19 protein-coding genes and 2 pseudogenes are annotated in these 24,370 nt (G+C 69.0%); 7 read left to right on the top strand and 14 right to left on the bottom strand.

From position 1 onward, the window contains the following. Positions 1–11 precede the first annotated feature (11 nt). On the bottom strand, positions 12–1,061 hold the full coding sequence (locus tag AF335_RS09945; RefSeq protein ID WP_376697795.1) for a family 2 encapsulin nanocompartment cargo protein terpene cyclase: 1,050 nt from the start codon (positions 1,059–1,061) through the stop codon (positions 12–14). A 215-nt stretch (positions 1,062–1,276) separates the two neighbouring features. Next, positions 1,277–2,704 (bottom strand): family 2B encapsulin nanocompartment shell protein, encoded by a 1,428-nt coding sequence (locus tag AF335_RS09940; RefSeq protein WP_102917994.1) that lies wholly within the window; start codon positions 2,702–2,704, stop codon positions 1,277–1,279. 338 nt (positions 2,705–3,042) lie between these two features. On the opposite strand from AF335_RS09940, the gene AF335_RS09935 reads away from it, so the two are divergent. Beyond that, positions 3,043–3,438, top strand: coding sequence for a PPOX class F420-dependent oxidoreductase (locus AF335_RS09935; protein WP_102917993.1), 396 nt, complete (start codon positions 3,043–3,045; stop codon positions 3,436–3,438). Between the two features lie 43 nt (positions 3,439–3,481). Here AF335_RS09935 and AF335_RS09930 read toward each other — a convergent pair whose 3' ends face one another. Next, complete coding sequence (locus AF335_RS09930) at positions 3,482–4,204, bottom strand: SDR family oxidoreductase (protein ID WP_102917992.1); 723 nt, start codon at positions 4,202–4,204, stop codon at positions 3,482–3,484. 118 nt (positions 4,205–4,322) lie between these two features. Between AF335_RS09930 and AF335_RS09925 the strand changes: the two genes are divergently transcribed. Beyond that, on the top strand, positions 4,323–4,658 hold the full coding sequence (locus tag AF335_RS09925) for an ArsR/SmtB family transcription factor (protein ID WP_102917991.1): 336 nt from the start codon (positions 4,323–4,325) through the stop codon (positions 4,656–4,658). Between the two features lie 47 nt (positions 4,659–4,705). Here the strand turns inward: AF335_RS09925 and AF335_RS09920 are convergent, their stop codons facing one another. Then, positions 4,706–5,110: a winged helix-turn-helix transcriptional regulator gene (locus tag AF335_RS09920; RefSeq protein ID WP_211304087.1), complete on the bottom strand. Its 405-nt coding sequence runs from the start codon at positions 5,108–5,110 to the stop codon at positions 4,706–4,708. A 138-nt stretch (positions 5,111–5,248) separates the two neighbouring features. Here AF335_RS09920 and AF335_RS09915 point away from each other — a divergent pair, with 138 nt between their 5' ends. Next, a complete protein-coding gene (locus AF335_RS09915; protein WP_244926981.1) occupies positions 5,249–6,028 on the top strand; it encodes an MBL fold metallo-hydrolase in 780 nt (259 codons plus the stop codon). A gap of 28 nt (positions 6,029–6,056) precedes the next feature. On the opposite strand, the pseudogene AF335_RS35520 reads toward AF335_RS09915, so the two are convergent. Together AF335_RS35520 and AF335_RS35515 are read right to left on the bottom strand one after the other, a co-directional pair. Continuing rightward, positions 6,057–6,149, bottom strand: a pseudogene (locus AF335_RS35520) (IS5/IS1182 family transposase); the annotation flags it as partial. A gap of 594 nt (positions 6,150–6,743) precedes the next feature. Beyond that, positions 6,744–7,658 carry a CAP domain-containing protein gene (locus AF335_RS35515; RefSeq protein WP_244926980.1) on the bottom strand — a complete coding sequence of 305 codons (915 nt, stop codon included), beginning with the start codon at positions 7,656–7,658 and terminating at the stop codon, positions 6,744–6,746. A 301-nt stretch (positions 7,659–7,959) separates the two neighbouring features. Between AF335_RS35515 and AF335_RS09900 the strand changes: the two genes are divergently transcribed. After that, the gene (locus tag AF335_RS09900) at positions 7,960–8,970 is read left to right on the top strand and encodes a hypothetical protein (RefSeq protein WP_102917987.1); all 1,011 of its coding nucleotides are present in this window, start codon (positions 7,960–7,962) and stop codon (positions 8,968–8,970) included. On the opposite strand, the gene AF335_RS09895 is transcribed toward AF335_RS09900, so the two are convergent. Continuing rightward, a complete protein-coding gene (locus tag AF335_RS09895; protein ID WP_102917986.1) occupies positions 8,898–9,581 on the bottom strand; it encodes a TetR/AcrR family transcriptional regulator in 684 nt (227 codons plus the stop codon). The two genes, AF335_RS09900 and AF335_RS09895, sit on opposite strands and share 73 nt — an antisense overlap. Positions 9,582–9,684: 103 nt before the next feature. Here AF335_RS09895 and AF335_RS09890 point away from each other — a divergent pair, with 103 nt between their 5' ends. Further along, entirely contained in the window at positions 9,685–10,824 is a 1,140-nt protein-coding gene (locus AF335_RS09890; RefSeq protein ID WP_228773302.1) for a Gfo/Idh/MocA family protein, read from the top strand. 312 nt (positions 10,825–11,136) lie between these two features. Here AF335_RS09890 and AF335_RS09885 read toward each other — a convergent pair whose 3' ends face one another. From AF335_RS09885 to AF335_RS09855, 5 genes are all read right to left on the bottom strand, one after another. Beyond that, a complete protein-coding gene (locus AF335_RS09885) occupies positions 11,137–12,459 on the bottom strand; it encodes a PLAT/LH2 domain-containing protein (protein ID WP_102917984.1) in 1,323 nt (440 codons plus the stop codon). A 306-nt stretch (positions 12,460–12,765) separates the two neighbouring features. Beyond that, a complete protein-coding gene (locus AF335_RS34015) occupies positions 12,766–12,945 on the bottom strand; it encodes a hypothetical protein (RefSeq protein WP_146045490.1) in 180 nt (59 codons plus the stop codon). Further along, a complete protein-coding gene (locus AF335_RS34540; RefSeq protein WP_170127653.1) occupies positions 12,930–13,667 on the bottom strand; it encodes a DUF4158 domain-containing protein in 738 nt (245 codons plus the stop codon). Before AF335_RS34540 ends, AF335_RS34015 begins: the two co-directional genes overlap by 16 nt. Before the next feature lie 483 nt (positions 13,668–14,150). Continuing rightward, positions 14,151–15,560, bottom strand: a complete 1,410-nt coding sequence (locus tag AF335_RS09865; RefSeq protein ID WP_102917982.1) for a polysaccharide lyase 6 family protein — start codon at positions 15,558–15,560, stop codon at positions 14,151–14,153. A gap of 543 nt (positions 15,561–16,103) precedes the next feature. After that, entirely contained in the window at positions 16,104–17,321 is a 1,218-nt protein-coding gene (locus tag AF335_RS09855) for a helix-turn-helix domain-containing protein (protein WP_102917980.1), read from the bottom strand. Between the two features lie 372 nt (positions 17,322–17,693). Here AF335_RS09855 and AF335_RS09850 point away from each other — a divergent pair, with 372 nt between their 5' ends. Next, positions 17,694–21,767 (top strand): GDSL-type esterase/lipase family protein, encoded by a 4,074-nt coding sequence (locus tag AF335_RS09850; RefSeq protein ID WP_102917979.1) that lies wholly within the window; start codon positions 17,694–17,696, stop codon positions 21,765–21,767. Between the two features lie 348 nt (positions 21,768–22,115). On the opposite strand, the gene AF335_RS35510 is transcribed toward AF335_RS09850, so the two are convergent. Further along, positions 22,116–22,337: a DUF397 domain-containing protein gene (locus tag AF335_RS35510; RefSeq protein ID WP_102917978.1), complete on the bottom strand. Its 222-nt coding sequence runs from the start codon at positions 22,335–22,337 to the stop codon at positions 22,116–22,118. Between the two features lie 37 nt (positions 22,338–22,374). Beyond that, positions 22,375–23,142 (bottom strand): annotated as a pseudogene (locus AF335_RS09840) (helix-turn-helix domain-containing protein); the annotation flags it as partial. A gap of 136 nt (positions 23,143–23,278) precedes the next feature. Here AF335_RS09840 and AF335_RS09835 point away from each other — a divergent pair. After that, positions 23,279–23,632 (top strand): hypothetical protein, encoded by a 354-nt coding sequence (locus tag AF335_RS09835; RefSeq protein ID WP_102917977.1) that lies wholly within the window; start codon positions 23,279–23,281, stop codon positions 23,630–23,632. Positions 23,633–24,370 lie beyond the last annotated feature (738 nt).

Raw genomic sequence — 24,370 nt, 5'->3', positions numbered from 1 at the left:
TTACGTCTCTCTCACCAGTAGTTGGGCAGGGAGTAGCGGTAGGTGTTGGTGTGGTGCCATTCGTGGTTTCCGGCGACCCAGGCGGCGAGACCGGTGGTGTAACGGGCCAGAAGCGGCCCTCCGGTGGCGACGGCCGCGGCTTCGTCCTCGAAGGCGTGCATGATCTCGTTGTGGATGTCGACGGCCTTCAGAAAGGCGTCCTTGAGGCCGCATCGCTCCTCGACGGCGATCACCACCGGAAGGTTCAGATGGTGCTCGTCGGCGGCCATCTCCTTGGTGAAGGAGTACAGGTCATTGACGAGCGTGGCGGCGTTGCAGGCCAGCGCGGTGACGCGCTGCACTTCGGGGCGGGAGTAGAGCGGCTCGGGCAGCTCGTAGCCGTCCACGGCGTCCACGAGGGACAGGCAGGGACGGAAGTTGTTGAACTGGCGCATCACCAAGTACTGCCACACCGGCGGGGTGGTACGGGTCTGAGCCCAGGAGCCCTCGGCGAGGTACCCCAGGTGCAGGCGCGCCATGTCATGGACGAACCGGGTCACCTGACTGGGCGTGGCGATGTCCCGGTAGGACTGGATCGCATCGGCGTATGAGCGCAGCGGAGCGTCCGTGCCCAGCCCCTCGTGCCACTGCTGCTGGTAACCGTCCGCGGTGTGCAGGGGGTCAAGGGCGCTCTGCGCGATGATGAGTCGGCCGCCCAGGCCGATGGGGGACCCGCCGTAGTCCTCGCAGTAGCAGTCGTCGATGGCGTTCTCCGCGACCAGGAGTTTGCCCGCGACGACGAGGCGCTCCAGGTCGGCCGCGCCCGGGTGTTGCAGGACGACCGCACGACCGAACTGGAATCCGGCGAAGTCCCCGGCCCATTCCGGGGGAAACAGACTGATCTCATGGGCCCAGGCTTCGAGCCGCCGGTCCACTTCGGCGACCTTGGCCGGGTCGGCCGGCACGGCGGGCGGGCAGTGCAGGCCCGGAATCGGGTCGCCGGCCCGAGGCGTTGCTGCGGGTGCGGGTGCGCCATGGCCTGCGGTCGGCGGAAGGAGAGCCCTCGCCGCTGATGTGCCCAAGCCGGCCGGGCCGCCGGGCAGCCACACCTCCGGCTCCGCCGGCCGCCCGGCCGCCGGTTCCGGCGGCGAGGCGGACGGATCCCGCTTCCCGGAGCGTGCGGGATCGGACAGCAAGGCGTCCACCTGGCCCGCCGCCCCTGGGGCGGCCGGGGCGGAGAGCACCCGGGACAGCGGCGACACCGTCTCAATCTCCCCTCACTCGCGGTGCCGGATGCTCAGTCATGCGGTCGTACCTCGACGTTTTCGAGGATGCCGATCGCGTCCGGGACGAGTACGGCGGCGGAGTAGTAGGTGCTCACGAGGTAGGAGATGATGGCCTTCTCATCGATTCCCATGAACCGCACATTGAGTCCGGGCTCGAGCTCGTCGGGGAGGCCGGTCTGGTAGAGGCCGATGACTCCCTCGTCGTCCTCTCCGGTGCGCATGGCGATGATCGACGAGGTCTGGTACTCGGTGATCGGGATCTTGCCGCACGGCAGGATCGGTACGCCCCGCCAGGCGGGAATGTGGTGGCCGTCGACGTCGACGCTGCCGAAGTAGATACCGCGCTTGTTGCACTCCTTGCCGAAGGCGGCGATGGCGCGCGGGTGGGCGAAGAGATACCTGGTCCCACGGCGCATGCTCAGCAGGTCGTCCAGGTCATCCGGGGTGGGCGGGCCGGATTGGGTGGGGATGCGCTGGTCGAAGTCGGTGTTGTGGAGCAGCCCGAAGTCGGGATTGTTGACCAGTTCCTTCTCCTGGCGCTCGCGCAGCGCCTCGACGGTGAGCCGCAGCTGCTGCTGCGTCTGGTTCATGGGCTCGTTGTAGAGGTCGGCGACCCGGCTGTGCACCTTCAGCACGGTCTGCGCCACGCTCAACTCATACTCGCGGGGGTTGAGTTCGTAGTCCGCGAACGTGGTCGGCAGGCTCGGTTCGCCCTCGTGGCCGGAGAGGAACTCGATAGCGGCCTCACCGGCCTTGTTCGTCGGCTTCTGGGCCCGGGCGCGGAGCCGCTGGACGTGGGACTGCAGTCCTTCGTACTGGCCTGCGATCGCCTTGTACGCGGTGTGCGGCAGAGCCAGGACCGTGGTCGCGGTCACCGCCCGGGCCGTGAAGTCCCACTTGCCCTCTCCGTCGGCCAGCATGTTGCCGCCGAAGCTGTCACCGTCGGCAAGCCGGCCCACGACGGCGTCGCCCTCGTACTTCGCGGGCCTCATCTGTTCGACCTTGCCGTGCGCGACCAAGAAGACGTGATCGGCTTTCCGGCCCTGCTGCACGATGATCTGACCGGGGTCGTATTCCTTCTGGACGAACTTGTCGGCCAGCGCACCCAGCGCCGTGGAGTCGTCGAACCCGCGCAGCAACGGCAGTTCGGCCAGCTCCGCGGGGACGACACGAAGCTTGGACCCGTTCTTGTCGAACGTTACCTTTCCGTCCCCGACCGTGAACGACAGACGTCGGTTCACCCGGTAGGCGCCGCCGGGGACGTTGACCCACGGCAGTTTCCGCAGCAGCCACCGTGAGCTGATCCCCTGCATCTGGGGTTCGGACTTGGTGGTGGTCGCGAGGTTCCGCGCCGCCGCGGTGCTGAGGCTGAGTTGCTCCTGCTCCTGCGCTTGTTCCTGTGCCTTCGCGGCCTTTGTCGGGGGCGTCTCGACAGCCATCGACTACCTCTCCCAATGCATGAGACGATCCGCCCGGCTGTACCTGGGCAGGCTTCAGCCAAGAGGCCGGGCGGCATCGCTTTACGTATGCAGAGGTAACACACGGTGACGTTCGGGTGTGACAGGCGCGCATGTCCTGCGGATATGCGTCCCCATACGGATGGTGTCCCTCGTCGTGGTGCGGCTGATTCACGCCCACCGCGCGTCAGTCATTGGCACCCCGGACCGGCGCCCCCTGTCGCCCGTTGTTTGATTCCGTGTCGGGAAGAACTCAGCCCTCGCTGCCGTTCCATGCAAGCAGTCGGCATATACGGAATGCCGGACAGAAGGGTGAGACCGTGTCAGTCGAGTTCAACGAGGAAACGCGCAAGCTTCTGGACGGGCGGAACTTCGCCACCGTCGCGACCCTGAACCGGGACGGCGGGCCGCAGACCTCGGTGGTCTGGATAGCGAGGGACGGAGACGCGGTGGTGTTCTCCACCACGGCGGGGCGGCTGAAGGCCCGGAATCTCGCCCGGGACCCGCGGATCAGCCTCACTGTTTACGACACCGAGAACCCGTACCACTCCGTGGACATCCGCGGCACCGTCGAACTGATCGAGGATCCGGAGAAGTCGCTTCCGCGCGAGCTCTCGCAGAAGTACCTCGGCGAGGACCCGCCCCCCGAGTCGGACGATGTTCCCCGGCTGATCGTCCGGGTGACTCCGCGGAAGATCTCCGGCTTCTCCGTCTGAGGGCCGTAGCTTCCTGTTACGGGTGCGCGGTTCGTGGAGGACGTCATAGCGAGCGGGCCGCGCCCCCGTCGATGCGGATGGATTCGCCGTTGATGTAAGCGGCGTCGTCCGAGACGAGGAAGCGGGCGAGTCTGCCGATCTCCTCGGTGGTGGCGTAGCGGCCGGCCGGGATCTTCGCCAGGAACTCCGGGTCCTCGGGCCAGCTGTTCACGAAGCCGGGCAGCAGGCTGTTCATGCGGATGCCCTTGGCCGCGTACTGGTCGGCGTACAGCTTGGTGAAACTGGTCAGGGCCGCGCGCAGGCTGGAGTTGACGGGGATCTGCCCCATCGGCTCGAAGGCGGTGTACGAGGACAGGTTCACGAACGCGCCCTTTCCGGCCGCTTCCATGTGTGGGGTGACCAGGCGGGCCATCCGGACCACGGAGAGCAGGAGCATGTCGAGGCCGTCGTGCCAGTCCTGGTCGGTGACCTTCAGGAGCTGGTCGTTCCGGGCGTGTCCGGCTCCGTTGACGACGGCGTCGATCCGCCCGTACCGCTCGACGGTGGTGTCGACCAGGCGGGCCAGGTCGGCGGGGTCGGTGAGTGAGCCGACGGTGGCGATGCCGCCCAGCTCGTGAGCGAGGCCCTCGATCGTCCCGTCGATGTCGAGCAGCGAGACGCGGTACCCCGCCTTCGCGAGCTCGGAGGCCATGCCCCGGCCGATGCCGGACCCGGCGGCGGTGACGATCGCGACGGGGGCGGTGCCGGGTATGAGGGGGGTGCTCATGGGGGTGCTCCTGAGGTGGGCGTGGCGGACGCCGGTCGACTGTACGGCATTCAGCGTACAGTCGAACTGAGAAAACGGACAAATGTGTCGGTATGTGATTCGTCGTACAATCGAATGCATGGCCACTTACCACCCCGACCGCGATCAGCTCCTGATCGAGGACGTCCTGGCCGCGCTCGGTCACCCGGTCCGGCTCGGCATCGTGCGCGAGCTCGCCGCCTCCGAAGGGGAGCGCACCTGCGGGAGTCTCCCCGTGGAGGTCACCAAGGCCACCGCCACCTTCCACTGGCGCGTCCTTCGCGAATCCGGCATCACCCGGGAGCGCAAGGCCGGCCGCTACAAGGCGGTGGAGCTGCGCCGCGCGGACCTCGACACGCGCTTCCCGGGACTCCTGGACGCGGTCCTGAACGCCACGCCCCCCGCCGACGGGGCCTCCGCCGGCAGCGCCTCGTAGCCTCCTTCTCCAGGCCGCTGGAAGGCGGTGTCCGACGGGTCTGGTGATCAGCTAGTGGCGTCCCGTCGTGCGGTGCCCCACTCCCACATGCTGCGGACCACCGGCTCCAGCGCCCGGCCCTGGTCGGTCAGAACGTAGCGGACCCGGGGAGGCCAACTGGATGTGCGGTGGCGCTCGATGACGCCTGTACCGGTCAACTGAGCCAGGCGGTCGGAGAGGACCTTGTCCGACAGGGCGGGCAGGGCAGCGGAGAGCTCGGAGTATGTGACCTGACCGCGGCGGAGGAACTCGCGGACCACCAGCGGCGTCCATCGCCCGCCCAGCGTGGCGAGGGTGACGTCGACAGGGCATCGCGGTTCGCGGCCCGGCGGCACGAGGGCGCTGTCCGGACAGTCCGCCAGCGGGCCGTCCTGATCACCCGCCGGTGCGTGTCCAACCGTTTGGTAAGTCACGAAGGCTCCTCCTAGCGTCCGTCGTGAACAGCCCACCCGCTTCGCTTGCCTCCAGGGGGCCTCGTGCGTATCCACCACCTCAACTGCGGATCCCTCCGGAAGATTCCACCGCTCGGGGAAGAACCCACGCCGGACGCTGTGAACCGCGAACTGGCCGCTGTCTGCCATTGCCTGCTCATCGAGACGGACTCGGACGGGCTGGTCCTGGTCGATACCGGCCTCGGCACCGCCGATCTGCAGGACCCTGACCGGTCGCTGGGGACGGACTGGGTGGCCTACGCCCAGCCTGTGCTGGACCTTGAGGAGAGCGCGTTGCGCCAGGTCGTCCGCCTCGGGTACGCGCCACAGGACGTGCGGCATATCGTGCTCACCCACCTGCATCGCGACCACACGGGAGGGCTGCCCGACTTCCCTCACGCACGGGTGCATGTCCACCCCGACGAGTACCGGGCCGTCACCGACCCGGAGGCGCCGCATCACCGGCACAGCCTCGACCGTTTCATGCCGGCACACCGGGCACACAACCCGCTGCTGACACCCGCGCTCGTGGAGGAGCGCACGGAATGGTTCGGCTTCCCGGGCGTGGCGCGGCCGCAGGGGCTGGCCTGCGACCTGCTGTTGGTGCCACTGCCCGGCCACTCGGCGGGACACGCGGGCGTCGCCGTGCGTGACGGCGACGGACGGTGGCTGTTGCACGCGGGCGACGCGTACATGTACCACGGCGAGCTCGAGCACACCCCGCCCCTTTCCCATCCCATCCTCGAGCCGGTCCAGCAGGGAGCGCAGACCGATGTCGCCGCTCGTGCTGTGGCCCGCGACCGACTGCGCGGCCTCCGCCGCGACCACGCGGATGAGGTCACCGTCTTCAGCGCACACGACCCGTGGGAGCTTGCCCGCCTGGTCGTGCCCACGGGCTGAGGGCTGTCCGGCGGATCACGAGCGAAGTCCAGAGGCGAACGGTGACGACGGTCACGGTGCCGTGGAAGGCGTACGCCTTTTTGCCGAACCGGGTGGCTACGGCGCGGAATCGGTCGAGCCGACTGTGGTGATGCTGCGTCACCTGGTTCAGCGAATTCCGCCGTATGCGCCCCGAGTTGGAGTACGACAGCGGTAGTGTTCGTGGTGGCGCCCCTTCGTGGGCGCCCCCCTTTCAAGGAGGAGCCGACGACGGTTGTCGGGTTCGCGGAGGGCCCGGGTGCCGGGTTCCTCCGGAGCGGTTACCGGCTTTGACCGCGTGCTGAAAGGGGGGCGCCCCTATGGCGGGACGCCACCGGAAAAAGCCTTTGCGGGAACGGATCGCTGCGGTGATCCGGGAACTGTGGAGGTGGATGTGCCGACGATGACCGGAGGCTAGAAGGATTAGCCTCCGGCCGGAACATCGTTTCCGGTGCCCTCGCCGCGGACAAGCCGGTCCGTGGCGGGGGTTTTTGTGCGCGCTACCGGTAAAAACATAGCCGACCCGGAAGCCCGCACGCCTGGCCGAATACACGGTCAAGCGGGCATCAGTCTAGCGCCCGTACCGCTCGGACGCACTGGTTTGGCGACTGAGGTACGCCTGGCGGGTTGGGGTTCCGAGTCCGCGCGGTGGGCGGGGGAAGAGCCCCTTCGCCCGCTCCCGGACGCGGGCCTCGTGTCAGGAAGACGCGCCGAAGTTCTGCGTCCACCACGGGCCGTTCGCGCTGAAGTTGATGCCCACGCCCATCTCCTTGAAGGAGCAGTTGAGGATGTTGTCGCGGTGGCCCTGGCTCTTCATCCAGCCGTCCATCGCCGTACGGGCGTCCTTGGGGCTCTTGAAGATGTTCTCGCCGTACGTGCTCCAGCGGTAGCCGGCCGCCGTGATGCGGTCGCCCGGGCCCTTGCCCTCGGGGGTGGTGTGGTCGTAGTAGTCGCGCGCCGCCATGTCGTCGGAGTGGCCCTGGGCCGCCGCCTGGAGCTTCGCGTTGACGGTGACCGGCGAGCAGCCGTGCTTGGCGCGCTCCGCGTTCACCATGTCGACGACCTGCCGGACGTGCGAGCTGTTCTTGCCGCCCGCCGGAGCGGCCGCCGCCGGGGCCTTACGGGTCCTGTCCTCGGCCGACGCGGCGGCCTTCGGGGCGGACTCCCGCTCGTCGCCGGGCCCGGCCTCGGCACCGGCCTTCCCGACCGCCGCCTCCTTCCCGTCCTTCCCAGACGGCTTTGACGAATCGTTTCCGCCCTTGGACTCGGCCTTCTCGGACGTCTTCCGGCCGGACTTCCCGTCCGCCTTCCCGTCCGTCTTCGCGCTCGCGCTCGGGGACGCGCTGCTCGGTGCCGCCGAAGGGGTCGCCGAGCCGTCCGGCGTCGGCACGCCCGGCTGCCCCGGGGCCCGGTCCGCCGCCTGGACGTTCGCCGACCCGGCCGCCACCGGAGCCGTCTCCCCGTCGCCGCCCAGCGACCGGGCCACGCCGTAGCCGCCGCCCGCGATGGCGATCAGGGCGACCGCTCCGGTCACCACCACCGCCCGGCGGGGCCGCTTGCCCCGGCGGCGGCGCGTGCGGTCGGTCGTCGAGGTCGTGGGCTCATGGTTCACGAGGATCACTTCCGGTCTACTGAGTACGGGGCCTGTCACTCAGGAGACGCGGGGGGTGGAAGCGGATAACAGAAATCCTGGAAAGATTTTCTGGTATCGAACGGCTGGGTCCCGGAGTGTGGTCGGTCGCGGGCTACAACTTCGCACATAGATGCGGGGTTTGGCGTGCCGCTCAGCCTGGCGCGCTCGCGATACGGTGGCCTGGAATCGGCTGCCTCGTTGCGAAACGAAGGCGGCCCTCGACGGTGCTAGCAACACCGGTCGAGGGCCTACACCGCGAGGACCCAAGGAGTCCCCCGAGATGCTTCGGCATGTTATCGCCCCCGAGCGATTCTTTTCCCAAGTACCGAACGACATCATCCGTCATCCACGCCTGTCGGCGGCTGCCGTTCGCCTTCTGACCTGGCAGTTGTCGCTGCCGGGCGAGTCGGAAACCTGCCTGTCGGAAACGGCGGAGAAGGCAGGTATCAAGAAGACGGCGTTCATCCGCGCCAAGCGGGAGCTGATGACGGAGGGCTATGTACACGAATGGCGCCGTCAGAGCGCGCGCGGCCGGTGGAAGACGACGCAGTTGGTGTCGAACGTGCCGCTGTCCGCCGAGGAGGCGATGGCCTTACGGGACGGGTTCCGTCCGACGGCCGCCGTACCGGCCGTCGGTGAGCCGACAGGTCCGGCCGTCGGCCGTCACCCACACAACACTGAAGAGAACACGTACAACCCTCCCTCCCAGCCCTCCCGCGAGCCGGAGGCGTGCGACGTGCCGGGGCCGCTGGTCGAGCGTGGCGGGCTGGTGATCGCGGCCGTCTCCCACCGGGACCGCAGGCTCCGTCTGAACGGGCGTGACGTGCAGCAACTCGCCGCCCTGGCCGGGGAATGGCTCCTGCGCGGCGCCTCGGTCAAGGAGCTGCGCGAGGCCCTGACGGACGGGCTTCCCGAGCGGGTGCACTCACCCGTCGCCCTGATCAGGAACCGCCTGGTCCGCAAGATGCCGGAGGCGCCGCCCCTCGGCCTCCCGGCCCCCGGGCCCCGGCCGTTGCGTGAGTGTGCCGGTGGCTGCGAGCGCGTTTTCCGGCCGGTGGGGGACGAGACCCGGTGCCGGGACTGCCGGCTGGAGGCGGCGGAGGCGGCGGAAGCGGCGAAGGCGCGGCAGGCGGAGGGCCTGCCCCCGTCGCCGGGTCGGTCGGCTCAGCCGGTCCAGCCGGTTCGGTCGGCTCGGCCTGTTCAGCCCGTTCAGCCCGTTCAGCCCGTCGTCGCCCGGCTCTCCGCCTCGGGCGCCTTCCCCGGCAGCGGCCCCGGCAGCGGGCCCGCCTGACGCGCGCGCAGGCCGTCCAGGGTGATCCGGAGGTTCCGTTCCCACTGGCGGTCGCTCGGCCGCAGGCCCAGCGTGCGGGCGTTCGTCGACGCGGCGGCGAGGAGGAACGGCACGTCCTGCCACGGCACGTCCGGCCGTACGACGCCCGCCTCCTGGGCGCGTTCGACCAGGCGGCGGAGCCGGTCGCCGAGGCCGGAGAGGCGGTCCGCCAGGGCGTCCCCGCAGGCCCCGCCCAGGGCCTCGGCGATCCCGCAGCTCTCCGTCCGCAGCGCCACGTACGCGGTGGCGAAGGCGGCGAACCCGGCCCAGGCGTCCGGGTCCTCCAAGGACCGGTCGGCCGCGGCCAGCAGGTCGTCGAGGACCTCGTCGAGCACCGCGCGGAGCAGCGCTTCCAGGGACGGCACCCGCCGGTAGAACGTGCCGACGCCGACCCCCGCGCGGCGGGCGATCTCGTGCGCGGAGACGCCGACGCCGACCTCCGCGACGGCCACCCGGGCGGCCGACACGAGCCGTTCGGCGTTGCGGCGCGCGTCGGCCCGGGGGAGCCGCCCGGAGGCGTCGGCCAGCAGGAGACCGGGCAAGTCGGCGGCGGTGTCGCCGGGTTGGTTCATGGAACGACCCTACCCAACATCTGGACCGATCTTGTCCGCTTGACTAGGGTGGCCCGGTACCCAAGCGGACAAGTCCTGTCCGTTTGCTGGGAGGGGATGGCTGATGGCTATGGAAGCGAAGAAGATACGCGTGGGCGTCATCGGCGCCAACGCGGAACGGGGCTGGGCCCTCCGGGCGCACCTCCCGGCCCTGCGGGCGCTGCCCGACTACGAGATCACCGCCGTCGCCACCAGGAGCCCGGACAGCGCCCGCGCGGCGGCGCGGGTGTTCGGCGCCGCGCACGCGTTCGCCGACGCGCGGCAGCTCGCCGCGCACCCGGAGGTCGACGTCGTCGCCGTCACGGTCAAGGTGCCCGCCCACGCCGAACTCGTCGGGGCGGCGCTCGCCGCGGGCAAACACGTCTACTGCGAGTGGCCGCTGGCCCCGACGACCGAGGAGGCCCTGGCGCTCGCGGAGTTAGCGCGCGGCGCGGACGTCCACCACACCCTCGGGCTCCAGGCGCGGTACGCCCCCGCCGTCGGCCGCGCGCGGGAGCTGATCGCGGACGGCTACGTCGGGCGCGTGACCTCCGCGACCGTCTATTCCGCCCTGGGCATGGGCGCGGCGGGACGGGTGCCGGCCTGGGCCGCGTACACCCTGGACCGGCGCAACGGCGCCGGGCTGCTGGAGGTCGCGGGCGGCCACACCCTCGACGCCCTCCAGTACATCCTGGGCGACTTCGGCGAGCTCTCCGCCGACCTCTCCGTGCGGACCCCGGTGCGCACCGTCGCCGGAACCGCCGCCTCCGTCGAGGTGACCAGCCCCGACCACCTGCTCCTCAACGGCACCCTGGCCGACGGGGCCGTCGTCTCGGCCCACATCCACGGCGCCAAGGTGTCCGAGGCCCGCACCCGGCTGGAGATCTCCGGCACCCGCGGGGACCTCGCCCTCGTCACCGTCGGCCCGCACAGCGCGGCGGGCATCCAGATAGGTGAACTCCGCCTGCTCGGCAGCCACACCGTGGACGGCGCGCACCGGGAGCTGCCCGTCCCCAGGAGGCACCGCCGGGTGGACGGGATCCCCCTGGGGGCCGAGGGTCACAACGTGGCCCAGACGTACGCCCGTCTCGCCTCCGACCTGCGCACCGGCGCCCGGACCACCCCCGGCTTCGACGAGGGCGTACGGCTGCACCGGCTGCTCGACGCGATCCGGCTGTCCGCCGGGACGGGCACCCGGCGGACGGTCGGGGAGGCGCCGGCCTGAGCGGGGGCCTGAAGCCGGTGACCCCGGAGCCACCGCCCGGCGGGCCGGGGGCCTTGCCCGTCAGTCGTCCGGGCCCGCCTGTCAGGCGTTCGGACTGGTGCCCGCTGAGCCGGCTCGGCTCGCCAAGCTCCTGCGGGTGCCGACCCCGGCCGATCGGCGCCCGGGGCAGTCGAGGCGGCCCACACCGACTTCGCCGCCCTCCAGAACGGCGTGGTCCCCGAGCCCCGCTCGGCCCGCGTCCTCACGCCCGGCGACGGACTGACCGGGCAGCAGACCGCACTCTGTGAACGGCCGCGGAACCAGGAGTGCTGATCAGGATGGCTCGGCGTCGTCATTGAGCGAGGTCCATGCGCCGGTGATGGAACGGTCGGACTGCACGATCTTGTCGGTGTGTGATCCGCCGTCGGCAATGGAGATCTTCCGGTACTGGGAGCGGTGGAATACCCAGTACTGGCTGCTGCCCTCCACGCGCTGCTGGTCGGGCACCGCAAGGATGGCCTCCACCCGGTCGATCCCGGTGAGCGCGGCCCATTGGGCAAGGGGGCGGTCGCCGGTGACCACGGCGTCGGTGTGCGCGCTGCCCGCCGCGATCGAGATCAGCCGGTAGCCGTCCTCGTGGAAGACCCAGTACTGGCTGATTCCGCTGGGGTGCTGCTGGTCCGGGACGGGCAGGATCTCGTCGATACGCCGAACGCCGGCCAGGGACGTCCAGTCGCTGGCCGGATGGTCTTCCTTCACGACGGCGTCAGTGTGCGCGGCACCATCGGCAACCGAGATCTTCCGGTACAGCAACTCCCCACCAGACCCGTAGTGGAAAAGCCAGTACTCACTCACCCCGCCCACCCGCTGCCGGTCCGGCACAGGCAGGAACGCGCCGATGCGGGTGACCCCGGCCAGGGACGTCCAGCCGCTGGCGGGGTGGTCCTTCTTCACGACGGCATCGGTGTGCGCGGCACCATCGGCAACCGAGATCTTCCGGTACAGCAACTCCCCACCACGGCCGTAGGAGAACGGCCAGTACTCGCTGATCCCGCCTACCCGCTGCCGGTCCGGAACCTGCAGGAACCCAGCGAGCACCTGGACGAGCTCGGCTCTCCTCTCGCGGTCCAGCTTGTCGGAGAGCTCCCGCATATCTTTATAGAGCGGGTGGCTCTCCATAGCTTTCTGGGCGTCTTCCGTACCCTGTCTCAGCATCGCCTCGAACTCGAACTTCCATGCGAAGCGGCGCGGTTCCTTGCCGTAGTCCCAGAGTTCGAACCGCACCGAGCGTCGGTAGATGAGGTCGGTCCCGTGCTGCGCCGTCTTTTCTCCCGTGTAGGACAGCCACGCCGCGTCCCGTTGCCCCTGGATGTGCCGCTTGAACCCCTTGCCGTCGGAGACTTCGACAGATTCGAACATCCAGTCGTCGTCGCCGTCGATCTCCAGCGTGATCGCGTCGGGCGGGCCGAAGCCGTCGGGAACCTGCACCGTGTAGGAGTCGGTATGACCCTGCTCCAAGTCGTCATGACCGGATTTCGCCAGCATGACCCGGTCGCTGGTGCGGTGGCCGCTGTGGAGCCTGACGTAGACGTCGGAGTCGGTGCCGGCTCGCCATTGGTTCACCGTATGGACCGTGACGGTGTATGTGCGGGCCATGATGAGCTCCTTGTCGCCAGCGCCGAACCGCTATGAATCACCCAGACTTGGGCACCGGGTTCAACGCTCCCCTGACAGGGAAGTCACCCCAGCCCGGCCAGTGTCACGACCGTGACCAGTGGCAGCACGCCGGCCCGTCAGAAGTTCTGCTGATCGCCCCTGGTCAGGCGGCCTGGCCGAATCCGTCGGCGGCCGGGTTCTCGCCGCGGAGCTGGGTGAAGTCCGCGTCCAGCTTCGAGTCGTACGCCTCCGGGGTGATGCCGAGCTCGTGGGTGGAGTACTCACCGAACCGGTTGATGTGCGCGGTCAGGTACGGCGTGATCTGGGCCAGGTCCTCGGGATCGATCTCCCAGCTCTCCTGAAGGAGCTGGCGCTCACCGCCTCGCCGGTCATGGCCGCAGCCTTCACCAGCGCGGCCTGGGCCGGGCCGTCGGCGTCGATGTTCTTCAGGACGGTCAGGTAGTTCCCGATCAGGGCCTCGACCATCTCTTGCTCACGCAGGCGGATCTCCTCCAGCTCCGCCTTGGCCGTTTGACCTTCGTTGCCACCCGCTTGCAGAACATCGTCGCCAGGTCATCACGGACCCGCATCCTCGCCTTGTGCGCCAGGCACGCCAGCACCGCGACCCGCTTCACCACGGCGTAGTCCCGCAGCACCGAGGCGTCCGCCGCGTCCGCCTCCCCGGCAAAATCGGTGATCTTCCCCGAGGCCACCGACTCCATCCACACACCGGTGTCACCGAGCTTGTCCACCCACTCCAGGTGATCGGCCAGACGACGGAAATGCGACCAGCTCGGGCCCTGCGCGGGCTTCTGCAGATGATGGAACGGCGTCTTGCCGTCCTCGCCACGTTCCTCCAGCAGCCGCAGCCGCAGCCGCAGCCGCAGCCGCAGCCGCAGCCGCAGCCGCAGCCGCAGCCGCAGCCGCAGCCGCAGCCGCAGCCGCAGCCCCGCCCGCTGCCCCGCGCTCATCCGGCCGTGGATGCCCGCACAAATCGAAGCGTTCACCTCACCGCGGATCTTCGAGGCCATCGCATCGAAGGTGGAAAACGCCGGCAGCTCCAGCCCGGCCGCGACCACCTTCTCCAGCGCGATATTGATCAGATCGGCCGGGCGGTTCTTCGCCGCAGCCTCCTTCCGGATCGCCTCCGCAACGATCCGGCGGGCCTTGGCCTGCCTGTATGTCGCCCCCCACCCGCCGGCGCACATCCGTACGCTGACGCTCAGCGGTCCGGCCCGCCGCGAACAAGGGCTTGGTCCCCTCCGGCAGCTCGACCACCCGGCGTACGAAATCGACCACTATCTCCGGGTACTCGCCGGACTTCGGGAAACGTCCCATCCTCTGGTACGACTTCAGAGCCGGCAGCAGCGCGAGCTGATGTCCGTTGGAATCCATCCGCTCAGCTGCCCACGCCGCCCCTCCCGCGTCGGCGAGAAGAACAGATGGAGCTCCTGAGCGGTGATCAGCCGCTTGAACCGCGGGTAGCGCGGTCCGTTCGATCGAGGTCACAGCTCACTCCGGCCCAGGCGGCAGCCAACATCGCGATCAACGACACTGAGTCGAACGGGTGACGGCTACCACCATCCGGAACCCTCAAGATCAACTACTGGCGGCTTCTCGTCTTACCTGGGTCACACCCCGACCAGCCACGACGCACTCACGGACGACTCGCCGGAGTTCCGGCGGAGCGCTCAGGCGTTCGGGCCCACGTCCGTGGCCGTGAGGGGGCGGCGGACCGGGGGCGCCGTCGCGTACTGGTCCGCGCCGACGTCACGGGAGCCGCCGCGCGGGTGGCCGTCGATGTCCTCGGTGACGGTCCGGCTCTTCAGCGTCGCCGCGCCGATCGCGGGGCTGCCCGCCGACAGCCGGTACACCCCGTCGGACTCCTGCCGCAGCAGCGGGTCGACCCGGCGGAAGCCGCCGGAGGGGATGTTGCCGTCGGACGCGGAGCCCCACAGGATGTTGCCCTGCCAGGTGAAGCCCTCGGTCTTCCCCATCGAGACCAGGCTGCCGGAGCCGCCCACCAGCAGGTTGTCGGCGACGACCACGTCCTTCGGCGCGAAGTCGCGGCCCTCGCCCGAGAGCGACTTGGGGTTGCCGTACAGGGTGTTGTGCACGATCACCGCGCGGTCGCACGCGTCGTTGCCCCGGCGGTCGCCGGCCGGCTCGTCGGGGCGGTGGTCGCGGGCGGTGCCGCTGCCGATCACCAGGGCGCGCCCCTTGAGGTCGCCGAGGTAGTTGTTGACGATCAGATGGTCATTGCCGTAAACGCGGATGCCCTCGGTGCCGCCGAGCAGGTAATTCCCCTGCACTGTGGAGCGGTTGCCGTGGCGCAGCACGATTCCGCCGCGGCTGTCGCGCACGGTGTTGTACTGAACGGTGTTCTCCGAGGTCTTGACCGAGATCGCCTCGGGGTCCCCGTCGCACTTCTCGAAGAGGTTGTATTCCACGACCGCCTTCGCGCTGAGCAGCGCGCGGGCGCTGTCGCCGAGCCGGACGGCCTCGCCGCCGTTGTCACCGGCGAAGCTGTGCCCGAAGAAGTGGTTCTTGAACAGGTGCAGGTTCTGCGCGACGGTCTTCGCGTCGGCGCCGTCGAGGACGACGAAGATGCCCTCGGTCTTCCGGTCGTGGAAGCGATTCCGGTCGAGCTTGACGTTGTCGCCCCGTACGACGACCCAGTCGCGCCCGCTGACGTCGGCGAACCGGAAGTCGTTGCGGGTCAGCCGGATGTCCGAGGAATTCGCCGGGATCTCCAGGGTGCCGCTCTGCCGGAAGGCGAAGCCGCTGACGGTGATGAAGCTGGAATTCCGGAAGACGAAGCCGAGTTCGCCCTGCAGCACCGCGCCGCCGCGCGATTCCGAGACGATTTCGATCGGCGCGTTCCCGGTGCCGTTCCGCCCGGTGACGCGGATGCCCCCGGACGGGGCGGTGTACGTGCCGTCGGCCAGGACTATTCGGTCGCCGGGCGCCGCGCGGTCGATCTCCTTCTGGAGGTCGGCCAGGGAATTCACCTTCGGTGAGGCCGCCGAGGCGCCGGTCGGCAGAGCGGCGAGGCCGGCCGCGCCCAGCAGGGTGCCGGCGAGGAAGACGCGTCTTTTCATGATGACTCCCGTGAGACCGTAAATATGCCGAGTCGATCGCTATGTACCGTCGTGACGTTACGCGATAGCTGACGGTTGATCCCCGGCTTCTGCCTCACGGTGCGTCCGGGCGACGCCCGTCCGACGCGGGCCGCGGCCGAGGCCGGACCCGGAACGAAACCGACTGCGTCGTCACCCCTGCCTGCCGGGCGTGCCACGGCCCTTTTCGTTACGCGCGGTGGACACTGCGCCAGTGGCGTCGGAGGAGGACGGTGTAGTCGGTCGCCTTGCTGTGATCCCCGGCGAGCCGGGCGGTTCGGCGTTCCCCGCTGAGGCAGGCGCAATCCTGGTAGCCCGCCGGGTTCCGGAACCCGCTTCCGGCCGCCGCCGGGGAGGCCGGCTCCGTCGAGGGAACCGGGGAGGCGAAGGAGGGGAGAGGACCGTCGGAGTCGTGCATGGGTACCCCCAAGTCGTCGGTGACCGTGTGAGGAACCTTGGGGGACGGCAGGGGCCCGGCCCAGGGGCGGGGCGTCCGAGTCATCGGACGGGGTAGGGCGTGGCGTCCTACCCGGCCTCGATCTCCAGGCGGAGCGCGAGATCCTTGATGGGCGAGCTGCGGCGCAGCTCACGCCCCCGGAGCTCGGCCACGAGGTGGCGGGACGACGCGTGGTACCGCATCCACTCCGGGGCGGTGCGCTCGGCCGCCAGCAGGGCGCGGGTGGCCTCGCCGTCCCGCCGCATCTCCGCGTATGCCTGAGCGCGGTCGAGGAAATGGCGCGCGAGCCATGTGGGGGGCAGGCTTCCGAGACCGGGGATGAGCGCTGCCCGGTCGAGGGCCTTGTCCGGCTTGCCCATGTCCACAAAGGCGTTCACCGCGGCGACCCCGGCGTTCGTGGGGCCGAACGGCGTCGCGTAGTCGAGTCTGTCGGTCCCGATCCTGGCCGCGGCCGCGGTCGCCAGGGACAGCAGTTCCTCCGCGGTGTCCCCGTGCTCCGCCCGCACGGCCGCCGTCGCGCCGCGCAGCAGCAGGATCCCCCACAGGGAGAGGTCGAGGGGCGCCGACCGGAAGCCCGGCTCGATCCGCTCGGCCATGCGTACGGCGGCTCGCTCGGCATCGGCCACACGCCCCTGCTTCGTGAAGATCCACGACAGCGTGGAGACCCCGATGACCTCCAGATGAGGGTCGTCGGACCGCGCCGCCGCTTCCATCGACCGCTCCAGCGCGGTGTACGCCGCGTCCTCCTTGCCGAAGGCCGTAAGTGTGGTGGCGGCCACCTGATATGCCTCGGCGAGCACCGCGTAGCAGGCCGCCCGGTCCGCGCCGGAGTGCTGGCGTACAGCGGCGCGGGCATCGGCCAGCAGCGTCGGCAGCAGCGCGGTGATCTTCGTCAACTCGCCGCGTCGGCGGACGGTTTCCGTGCTGCGGATGGCCTCGCGCAGCTCCACCACGGTCGGGGGTTCGCACTCCTCCTCCGTGGCGGGGCCGAGGCCGGGAAAGCCTGACAGCGGTGTCACCGCCTGCCGGAGAGCGAGAATGCTCGGCGGGTCGTGGCCGGGGGCCGACTCCAGCACGGCGGGCGGACCCAGCAGCACGGACGTCTCGACGTCGAGAGCGCGCGCGAGATTGTTGAGGGTACTCATCCGTGCGGTGAAGCGTTGGTTCTGCTCCAGCTTCCGCACGGTGTCGACGCTGAGCCGGGCCTTCTCGGCCAGCCCCTCCTGGGTCAGCCCGCGCCGTACACGCAGTTCGCCCAGCCGGTCTCCGAGTGTCGTCGCCGCCATGACCCCGCCCGTCGGGAGAAGTTGAACGCCTCGGACCACAGTACGCCGGGTGGGTGAGGGGAACCGGAGCGCGCCGGCTGCTCGACGGGATCAGGCGGTCCGCGGGGACGGGCGCCCGGCAGCCGGTGGGGGAGGCGCCGGGGAGCGAGGCGTCCTGGGCGGGGAGGGGGGCGGTCCGCTCCTCGGCAGGGTTACTTCGGCAGCGTGCGCAAGCTGCTACTTTATCCACACTTTAAGTATTTTTTAATATCGCGCGCGCGACCAGACCCAAGAGGAGTCGGGTACTTGTCCATACCGATATCAGCGGCGGTATCCCGCCGCGGACAGCGGCACAGACCGTCACGTAGAGGACAACCGCAGGGGATCGGGGCGATGGCGCAGGCGCTCTGTCTGGTGCTGCTCGCCTCCGCCGCCGTGCTGCTGACACCCGCACAGGCCCATGCCGTCGCCGACGTCACGACGAGAGCCCTCACGTTCAACGCGCAGGGCGGCACGCGATGGGAGCACATCCAGTCCGCCCTCACCAAGGAGTCCGACCTCCTGGCGCTCCAGGAGGTCAACACCCCGCCCAAGGGTTATGACTCGAAGGAGCTTTTCAACAACCGCGGCGACACCTCGAAGACCGTGACCGGCCTTCCCAGCCTGAAATACGGGCTTTCCATCGGGGGCTGGGGCGACGCGGGCCGGGGTGATCCGGGGGAGCCCAGGAGGAAGGGGACCCTGGTGTACCTGAACATCCTGGACAAGAGGTACTGGGGCACCGGGGGCTCCGACGACGACGAGGAAATCGATCCGGACGCGCAGCGGAATTCGGCGAAGTCCATGGCGATCTGGCTGAGGAATCCGCTGGCCGGGCCCGCCGACATCAAGGTCATCACGGCGGTCGACAGCGGCCCGAACCCCGCCAAGTGGATCCGGTCGCGCCCCGCGGTCGGTGTGCGGGTCAACGGCACGTGGTACTTCGACATCCACGCGGCATCGATCCGCTCCGGCGACACCCCCAATCCGCATTCCGTCGCCCTGATCAACACCATCAACCAGCAGATGGCCGGTCAGCCGTGGCGGGCGCTGGGCGACTTCAACAGCCACGCCTGGACATTCCGTCAGGGCTGGCCCGCCACCTACTACGCCAGCGGGAACGGCCAGCCGGACGGTTTCCCGGTCCCCACGCAGCTGTCCGGCTTCCCGCTGGACTTCATGGTCTCCAGCGAACCGCTGACGAACCTCGCGGTATCGGTGAACAGCAAGAACGGCGGCTCCGACCACTGGCCGGTGAGATTCGCCCCCGTGACGGCTCCCGTGTGCGACGCGTACTGGAGCGCTCCCACCGTCTACCAGCAGTTCGCACGCGCCTCCCGGTCCCTCGCCGCGCCGGCCCCCGGCATGTGCGGCAATCCCGGGGCCGTCGTCTCGATGGGCGACAGCTATATCTCCGGCGAGGCCGGGCGCTGGGCGGGCAATGCCAACAGCTATGCCGACGGTTCGGCCTGGGGCACGGACCGCGCGGCCGTCGACTGCAACGCGGACGAGAGCAAGTGCGGCCACGACCCGGCGCGGGTCTACGGCGACACCTCCTACGCCGAGAAGGGCGACAAGGCATGCGACCGCTCGGACTCCGCGGAGATCCAAGGCGCCGAGCTGGCGAGGTTCCCCGGGGCCAAACGGTTTAACATCGCCTGCTCGGGGGCGACCACCGCCCATGTCACCTCGGAGCCGTTCAAGGGCCAGCGGCCCCAGGTCGAGGCCCTGCGGGAGATCGCCGACACCCACGAGATCGGCCTGATCGTCCTGTCCATCGGTGGCAACGACCTGAAGTTCGCCGAGATCCTCCAGGAATGCGCCAAGGCATACCTCTACCCGTCCGTGAACAACCACGGATGCCGTGCCGCGAAGGAGCAGGGCTTCGCCGAGGGCCTGGCGACGACGAAGGCCGATGTGATCAAGTCCCTCGACGCGATCCGCACGACCATGCGCGCCGCCGGCCGGGGTGACGACAGCTACCGGATCGTGCTCCAGTCCTACCCGAACCCGCTGCCCGCGAGCGGTGACTACCGCTACCCGGAGAAGTCGGCCAAGCCCTTCGGGCGCTACGCCGACGGCGGCTGCCCGTTCCTCGACCAGGACTCCGACTGGGCCCGCGATTCGGTGATCCCCCGGATCAGCACCATGCTGAGCGAGGCGGCCGGCCAGGCGAAGGTTTCCTTCCTGGACCTGCAGAAGGCGTTCGCCGGGCATGAACTGTGCGGGAAGGCCGCCCAGCAGGCGGACTCCTCCCACACCCTGGCCCGGCCGCTCGACGCGGAGCGCGCCGAGTGGGTGCGCTGGGTGCCCTATCTGTTCGAAGGCACCAAGGACGCCGGCTGGACGTCGCAGGGCCACCAGCAGGAGGGCATCCACCCGAACTACTACGGGCAGCGGGCGCTCTCGGCCTGCCTGGCCAAGGCGGTGGCCGAACTCGACGACACCACTCCGGTGACCTCCGTGTGCGCCGGCAGACCCGGCGATTCCCCGGACACCCTCGACGACGCCAGCCAGGTCTTCGCCAAGGGCAACCGCCGGGGACCGGTCGGAGGGCTGCCGGACTGGAGCGGGGCCGGCTACCGGGGCGGCGAACCGCTGCCGGGCAGCTCGGCGTACACCCGGGAGCCGCGCTGCCGGATCAGCCCGTCGGACCTGAAGAGCAAGTACGGGGTGTCGCCCAATGACGGCGCCGACGACACGGCGGGCCTGCAGAAGGCCATCGACCACATCCGCACCGACTGCACCCCGGGTGCGAGCCGCAGCAGGCTGTCCGTCATCGAGCTTCCCGAGGGGGAGCTCAACGTCAGCAAGCAGCTGTCCGTCGACGCCTCTTACCTGGTGATACGAGGCCAGGGGGTCGCCACCCGACTGGTGTTCCGCCCGGACGCGGCCACCGCGTACGACACCCTGGACGACAAGGGTGCCCGGTGGGACCAGCTCTCGATGACCTACAAATGCCCCGGAAAGATCGGGGAGATCGTCGGAACGGGCGGGTGGATCTGGCCCGGACGCGGACTGTTCCGCGTCCAGACGCGGGAGGTGTCGGCCAAGCACCTCAGGATGTGCGGTGACATCTCGAAGCTGCCGGAGAACCGGCGGGACATCTTCGAGGGGTCGGTCAACCAGCACTGGGAGTCCGGTGTGGAGCTGAGCGGCTCCTCGGCGGACGCGAACTACTCCGCGCGCCAGGGCGACAGGGTGATCCGCCTGAAGGCGGGGACGAACATGTCGGTGTTCAAGCCCGGCGGTTTCCTGTGGGTCGGCGCCGCGAACAGCCTGAAGTTCTACCAGACCCAGCAGGTCGACACGACCGCCAACGCCGGCCGGCTGGAGAACCTGCATATGCGTCAGCAGGTTTTCAACATCTCTTCCGTCGATGCCGCCGGAGGCACCGTCACCATCGACAAGCCGCTGGAATTCGACCTGCCGGTCAATTCCACCTCCGATGGTTCCCCGCTGCTGCAGGACGGCACCAAGGCGCCCTACCCGAGCAAGGTGACGCCGCTCAAGATGATCACCGATGTCGGGTTCGAGGACTTCTCCTTCACCCAGAAGCTCGACGGGATGCCCAAGCTCGGTGGTGGCAGCTATCAGGCCGACCCGCAGTGCGAGGCATCGAAGCCGAACTGCCCGGTCCACAACTACGGGAACATCGCCCCCGAGTACGCGATGCACGGCATCGTCTTCAAATGGGCGGCGAACTCATGGGTGCGCGGGGTCCGCGGGGAAATGGCCGGCTCCCATCCGGTGGTGACCGAGGTGGCCAAGAACCTGCAGATCGAGCACAACCACTTCGACGGGGCCTGGAACAAGGGCAAGGGCGGAAACGGCTATATGCGCGGTTCCCGCGTCTGGGACTCGCTCTATGCCTCGAACACGACCCGGAACCTCCGGCACTTCACCTTCCAGTGGTCGTCCTCCGGGAACGTGGCCATCGGGAACGATTTCGACTCCGACCTCAACCTGCACGGCGGCTGGGAGCGCCGGAACCTCTTCGAGAACAACAAGGTGAACGTCCCCTACGAACACGCCTCCTCCCGCTGCTCCGTCAACTGCGGTGGCGAAGGCGGTGGCGGTGACGCCGGAACCTGGTGGCCGATCTACTGGAGTGCGGGGAACAAGGCGGTCAAATGGTCCGGAAGCTCCGGCCCGCAGAACATCTTCTTCCACAACATTCTCACCAAGCAGACAAAACAGGGCGGAGCGTACAAGGAATATCGGCCATACGCGTATTCCGACGATGTCTTCCAGTTCGGTTCGGCGGACTCCGACCCGAGCGTGTTCCAGCACCTGGCGGAAGGCGGTACGCCCCTCTCCGACTGGGCGGGAAACGAGACGAAGGTCTACACGGGCGGCCAGGGGATCAACAATCGCCTGAGTAACACCACCACCTCGCTCTTCCTGAAGCACTACCCGACGCAGTAGGCGACGCGGTAGAAAGCCGTCGCGGGCGTCCTCGCCCGGAGACGCCGAGGGGCCCCCGCCACAGCGGGGGCCCCTCCTTCACTTCCGCGGACGCGGACGTCAGACGTTGACGCCGAAGTCCGGAGCCTGTCTGACCAGGGCGCATAGCACCCCTGGCCCAGTAGGGCCAAACGCCCTGGTCAGAGGTTACATGCCTTGTTCACGCTTCGGACCGCTCAGGAGCGTTTCCGTGGGGTTGTGGGCACCGTGCTGACTTCGTGCTGACCCAGATGAGCCCGGAACCACCTTGGCCACGACAGAGCCCCCCAACGTCGGCCGGGGGGCTCAGGTGCGCTCTCAGAAGTCTCGTCAGGCGGCCGTGAAGCCGCCGTCCTTCACTCCCGCGATGAACGAGTCCCAGGCGCTCGCAGGGAAGGCCAGGGCGGGGCCGTGGGGAGTCTTGGAGTCACGGACGGGGATGACGCCGGATGATGCGTACCCGGGGGCCCACTCGACGCACTGACCGCCGGTCCCTCCGCTGTAGCTGGACTTCGCCCATATGGCGCGGGTGAGGTCGGGGGGCGTGCTCATGAGTGAACTCCTCCAAAATGCTGTAAATCAGTGCCATGGATCGATCAGGCGACAGCGCGTCGGCACGGAGACGCTCGTAGACATCTCTTGCTTCCGCGACGGCCCCTGCGGAGTCGTCCACACGCGAGTGGTGCCGGATTTCCTCGTACACAACGGCGGGGCCGTCGTGCGGGGTTAGTAGCGTGAGCGGCAGGTGAGATGCGGGAGTGCTCGCGTCAAACGGCAGGACCTGAACCGTAACGGTGGGTGCCTGTGCCTCAATCAGTAGGTGCTCAAGCTGTTCCCCCATCGTCGCAGCATTGCCGACGATCATACGGAGACTGGCCTCACTGAGTACCACCCAAAGGCGGGGAGGGTCTTCCCTCTCTATCACGCTGTGACGGGCCAGCCGAGCCTCTACCTTCGCCTTGATCCCCGCATCGCTCTCAGTGGGGTACGCGGCCCGAAACACGGCCTCAGCGTAGGCGGGCGTTTGCAGCATCCCCATGATGAAGGTGGTTGAGTAGTCCTCAATCACCCGCGCCTCGCGTTCGAGTTTCACGTACGCGGCGAACCACTGAGGGTGCCCAGCGTCCGAGATCCTGCGATGCAGCCGCAGGAAGTGCCCGGCCGTGTTGAAAAAACGGTCACATCCTTCGGCGAACCGCTCGCTCCCAAGGGCGTGCCCGTTCTCGACCTTGGACACATAAGGCACTTTGTAGCCTGTCGCCTTCGCCAGTGCGCTTTGCGACACGCCCGCCTGTTCCCGTGAGGCCAAGACTTCGTCACCGTAGAAGGCCGGTCCGTCTTGTGTCCCCTCGCGCATAGTGCCCAACTCCTCCCGTTTCCATCGGTGGTTGGAAACATCCAAGCACTGTTCGCGGGACTACCGGCGCGCAACCCTTCGTCTATGTAAGGGAGTTCCCGCCGATCGGCGATGGGACACACGGAGGGTCGAACAGATGGCGAACACGGGTCAGGAACCCCCTGCGTGGGTGGTGGACACGCGAAAGGGCCGCTTGGGGCAGCGCATGGACAAGGTGGGCCCGTACGTGCAGCTGCGGGCGCCCGGAGGCGGCCGGGAGTGGGATGCCGACCCGGATGCGCTCAAGCCGGCCAGCATCAGCGAGATGCGGCGGGCGGGCGTGATGGAGGACCCGACGCATGTGGCCGACACGGCGACGAGACGTGCGTTCACGACCGGAACGGGCGGCATCATCCAGCGGCCGGAGAGCGAGCCCATCCCGTACCCGCTGGTTGGCGACACGTCGGCCGAGGCGCTGGAGCCGGTACGCCGAAGGGGGCGGTCGTGCTGATCCCTAGGCCGATCTTCGACGTGGTGCGCTCCCCCTAGACCGCCTGCCCCTCCGCCGGATGAACCCACCAACTCCCATGGGTTCCCTTCCTCCCCCTCCCGGCACAGGGGCGGGCTTCAAGGCCCCGTCCGGACGTCGGATGTGGTGTTCAGCGTCCGGACGGGGTTCCAGATGGACACGAAGAGGGTGGTGCACCTATGGGTGGTTGGGCAAGTGGCCCCGGGCATCCGGCCGACGACGACGAGGGCGACGGCCTCGAACACGACATCAACGAGGGTGAGGGGAACAACGAGGACCCCACCAAGGGGCGGAAGTAGACCACCCGGCGACCACCGTCGGGCCGACCTCTCGGTTGTTGGTAGCTGGCCGGGCTCACCACCTAAGAGGACGGAAAGTGATCTTCAAGCGAGGCGGAGGCGGCTCTGGGTCGGACGGCGACGGAATGTCCGCCCGCAAAGACAAGTCGTCCAAGACCGCCGACCCCAACGGGAACCGCGCCGAGCGTCGGGCGGCTGACCAAGCCGCCAAGAAGAAGGGATAGCACCCGCTTCCGGCTGTACGGGGGACAGTCGGAAGGCGCCAAAGGCTCCGCCCCGCCGGGTCATGGGTAGATGCACCTCTTACACATCACCTATCCCGGCAGGGGCGGGGACCACGCCCGCTCGGTCGCCCCCTGAGGACGGTCGGCGGCCGAGCGGGACTCTGAAAGTAACCCGACCATAGGAGAGGACCCATGGG

The organism is Streptomyces eurocidicus (genome assembly GCF_002891295.1).
Classification (GTDB): domain Bacteria; phylum Actinomycetota; class Actinomycetes; order Streptomycetales; family Streptomycetaceae; genus Streptomyces; species Streptomyces eurocidicus.
The sequence above is the reverse complement of the archived record's forward strand: the minus strand, read 5'-3'. Positions and strand labels throughout refer to the sequence as shown.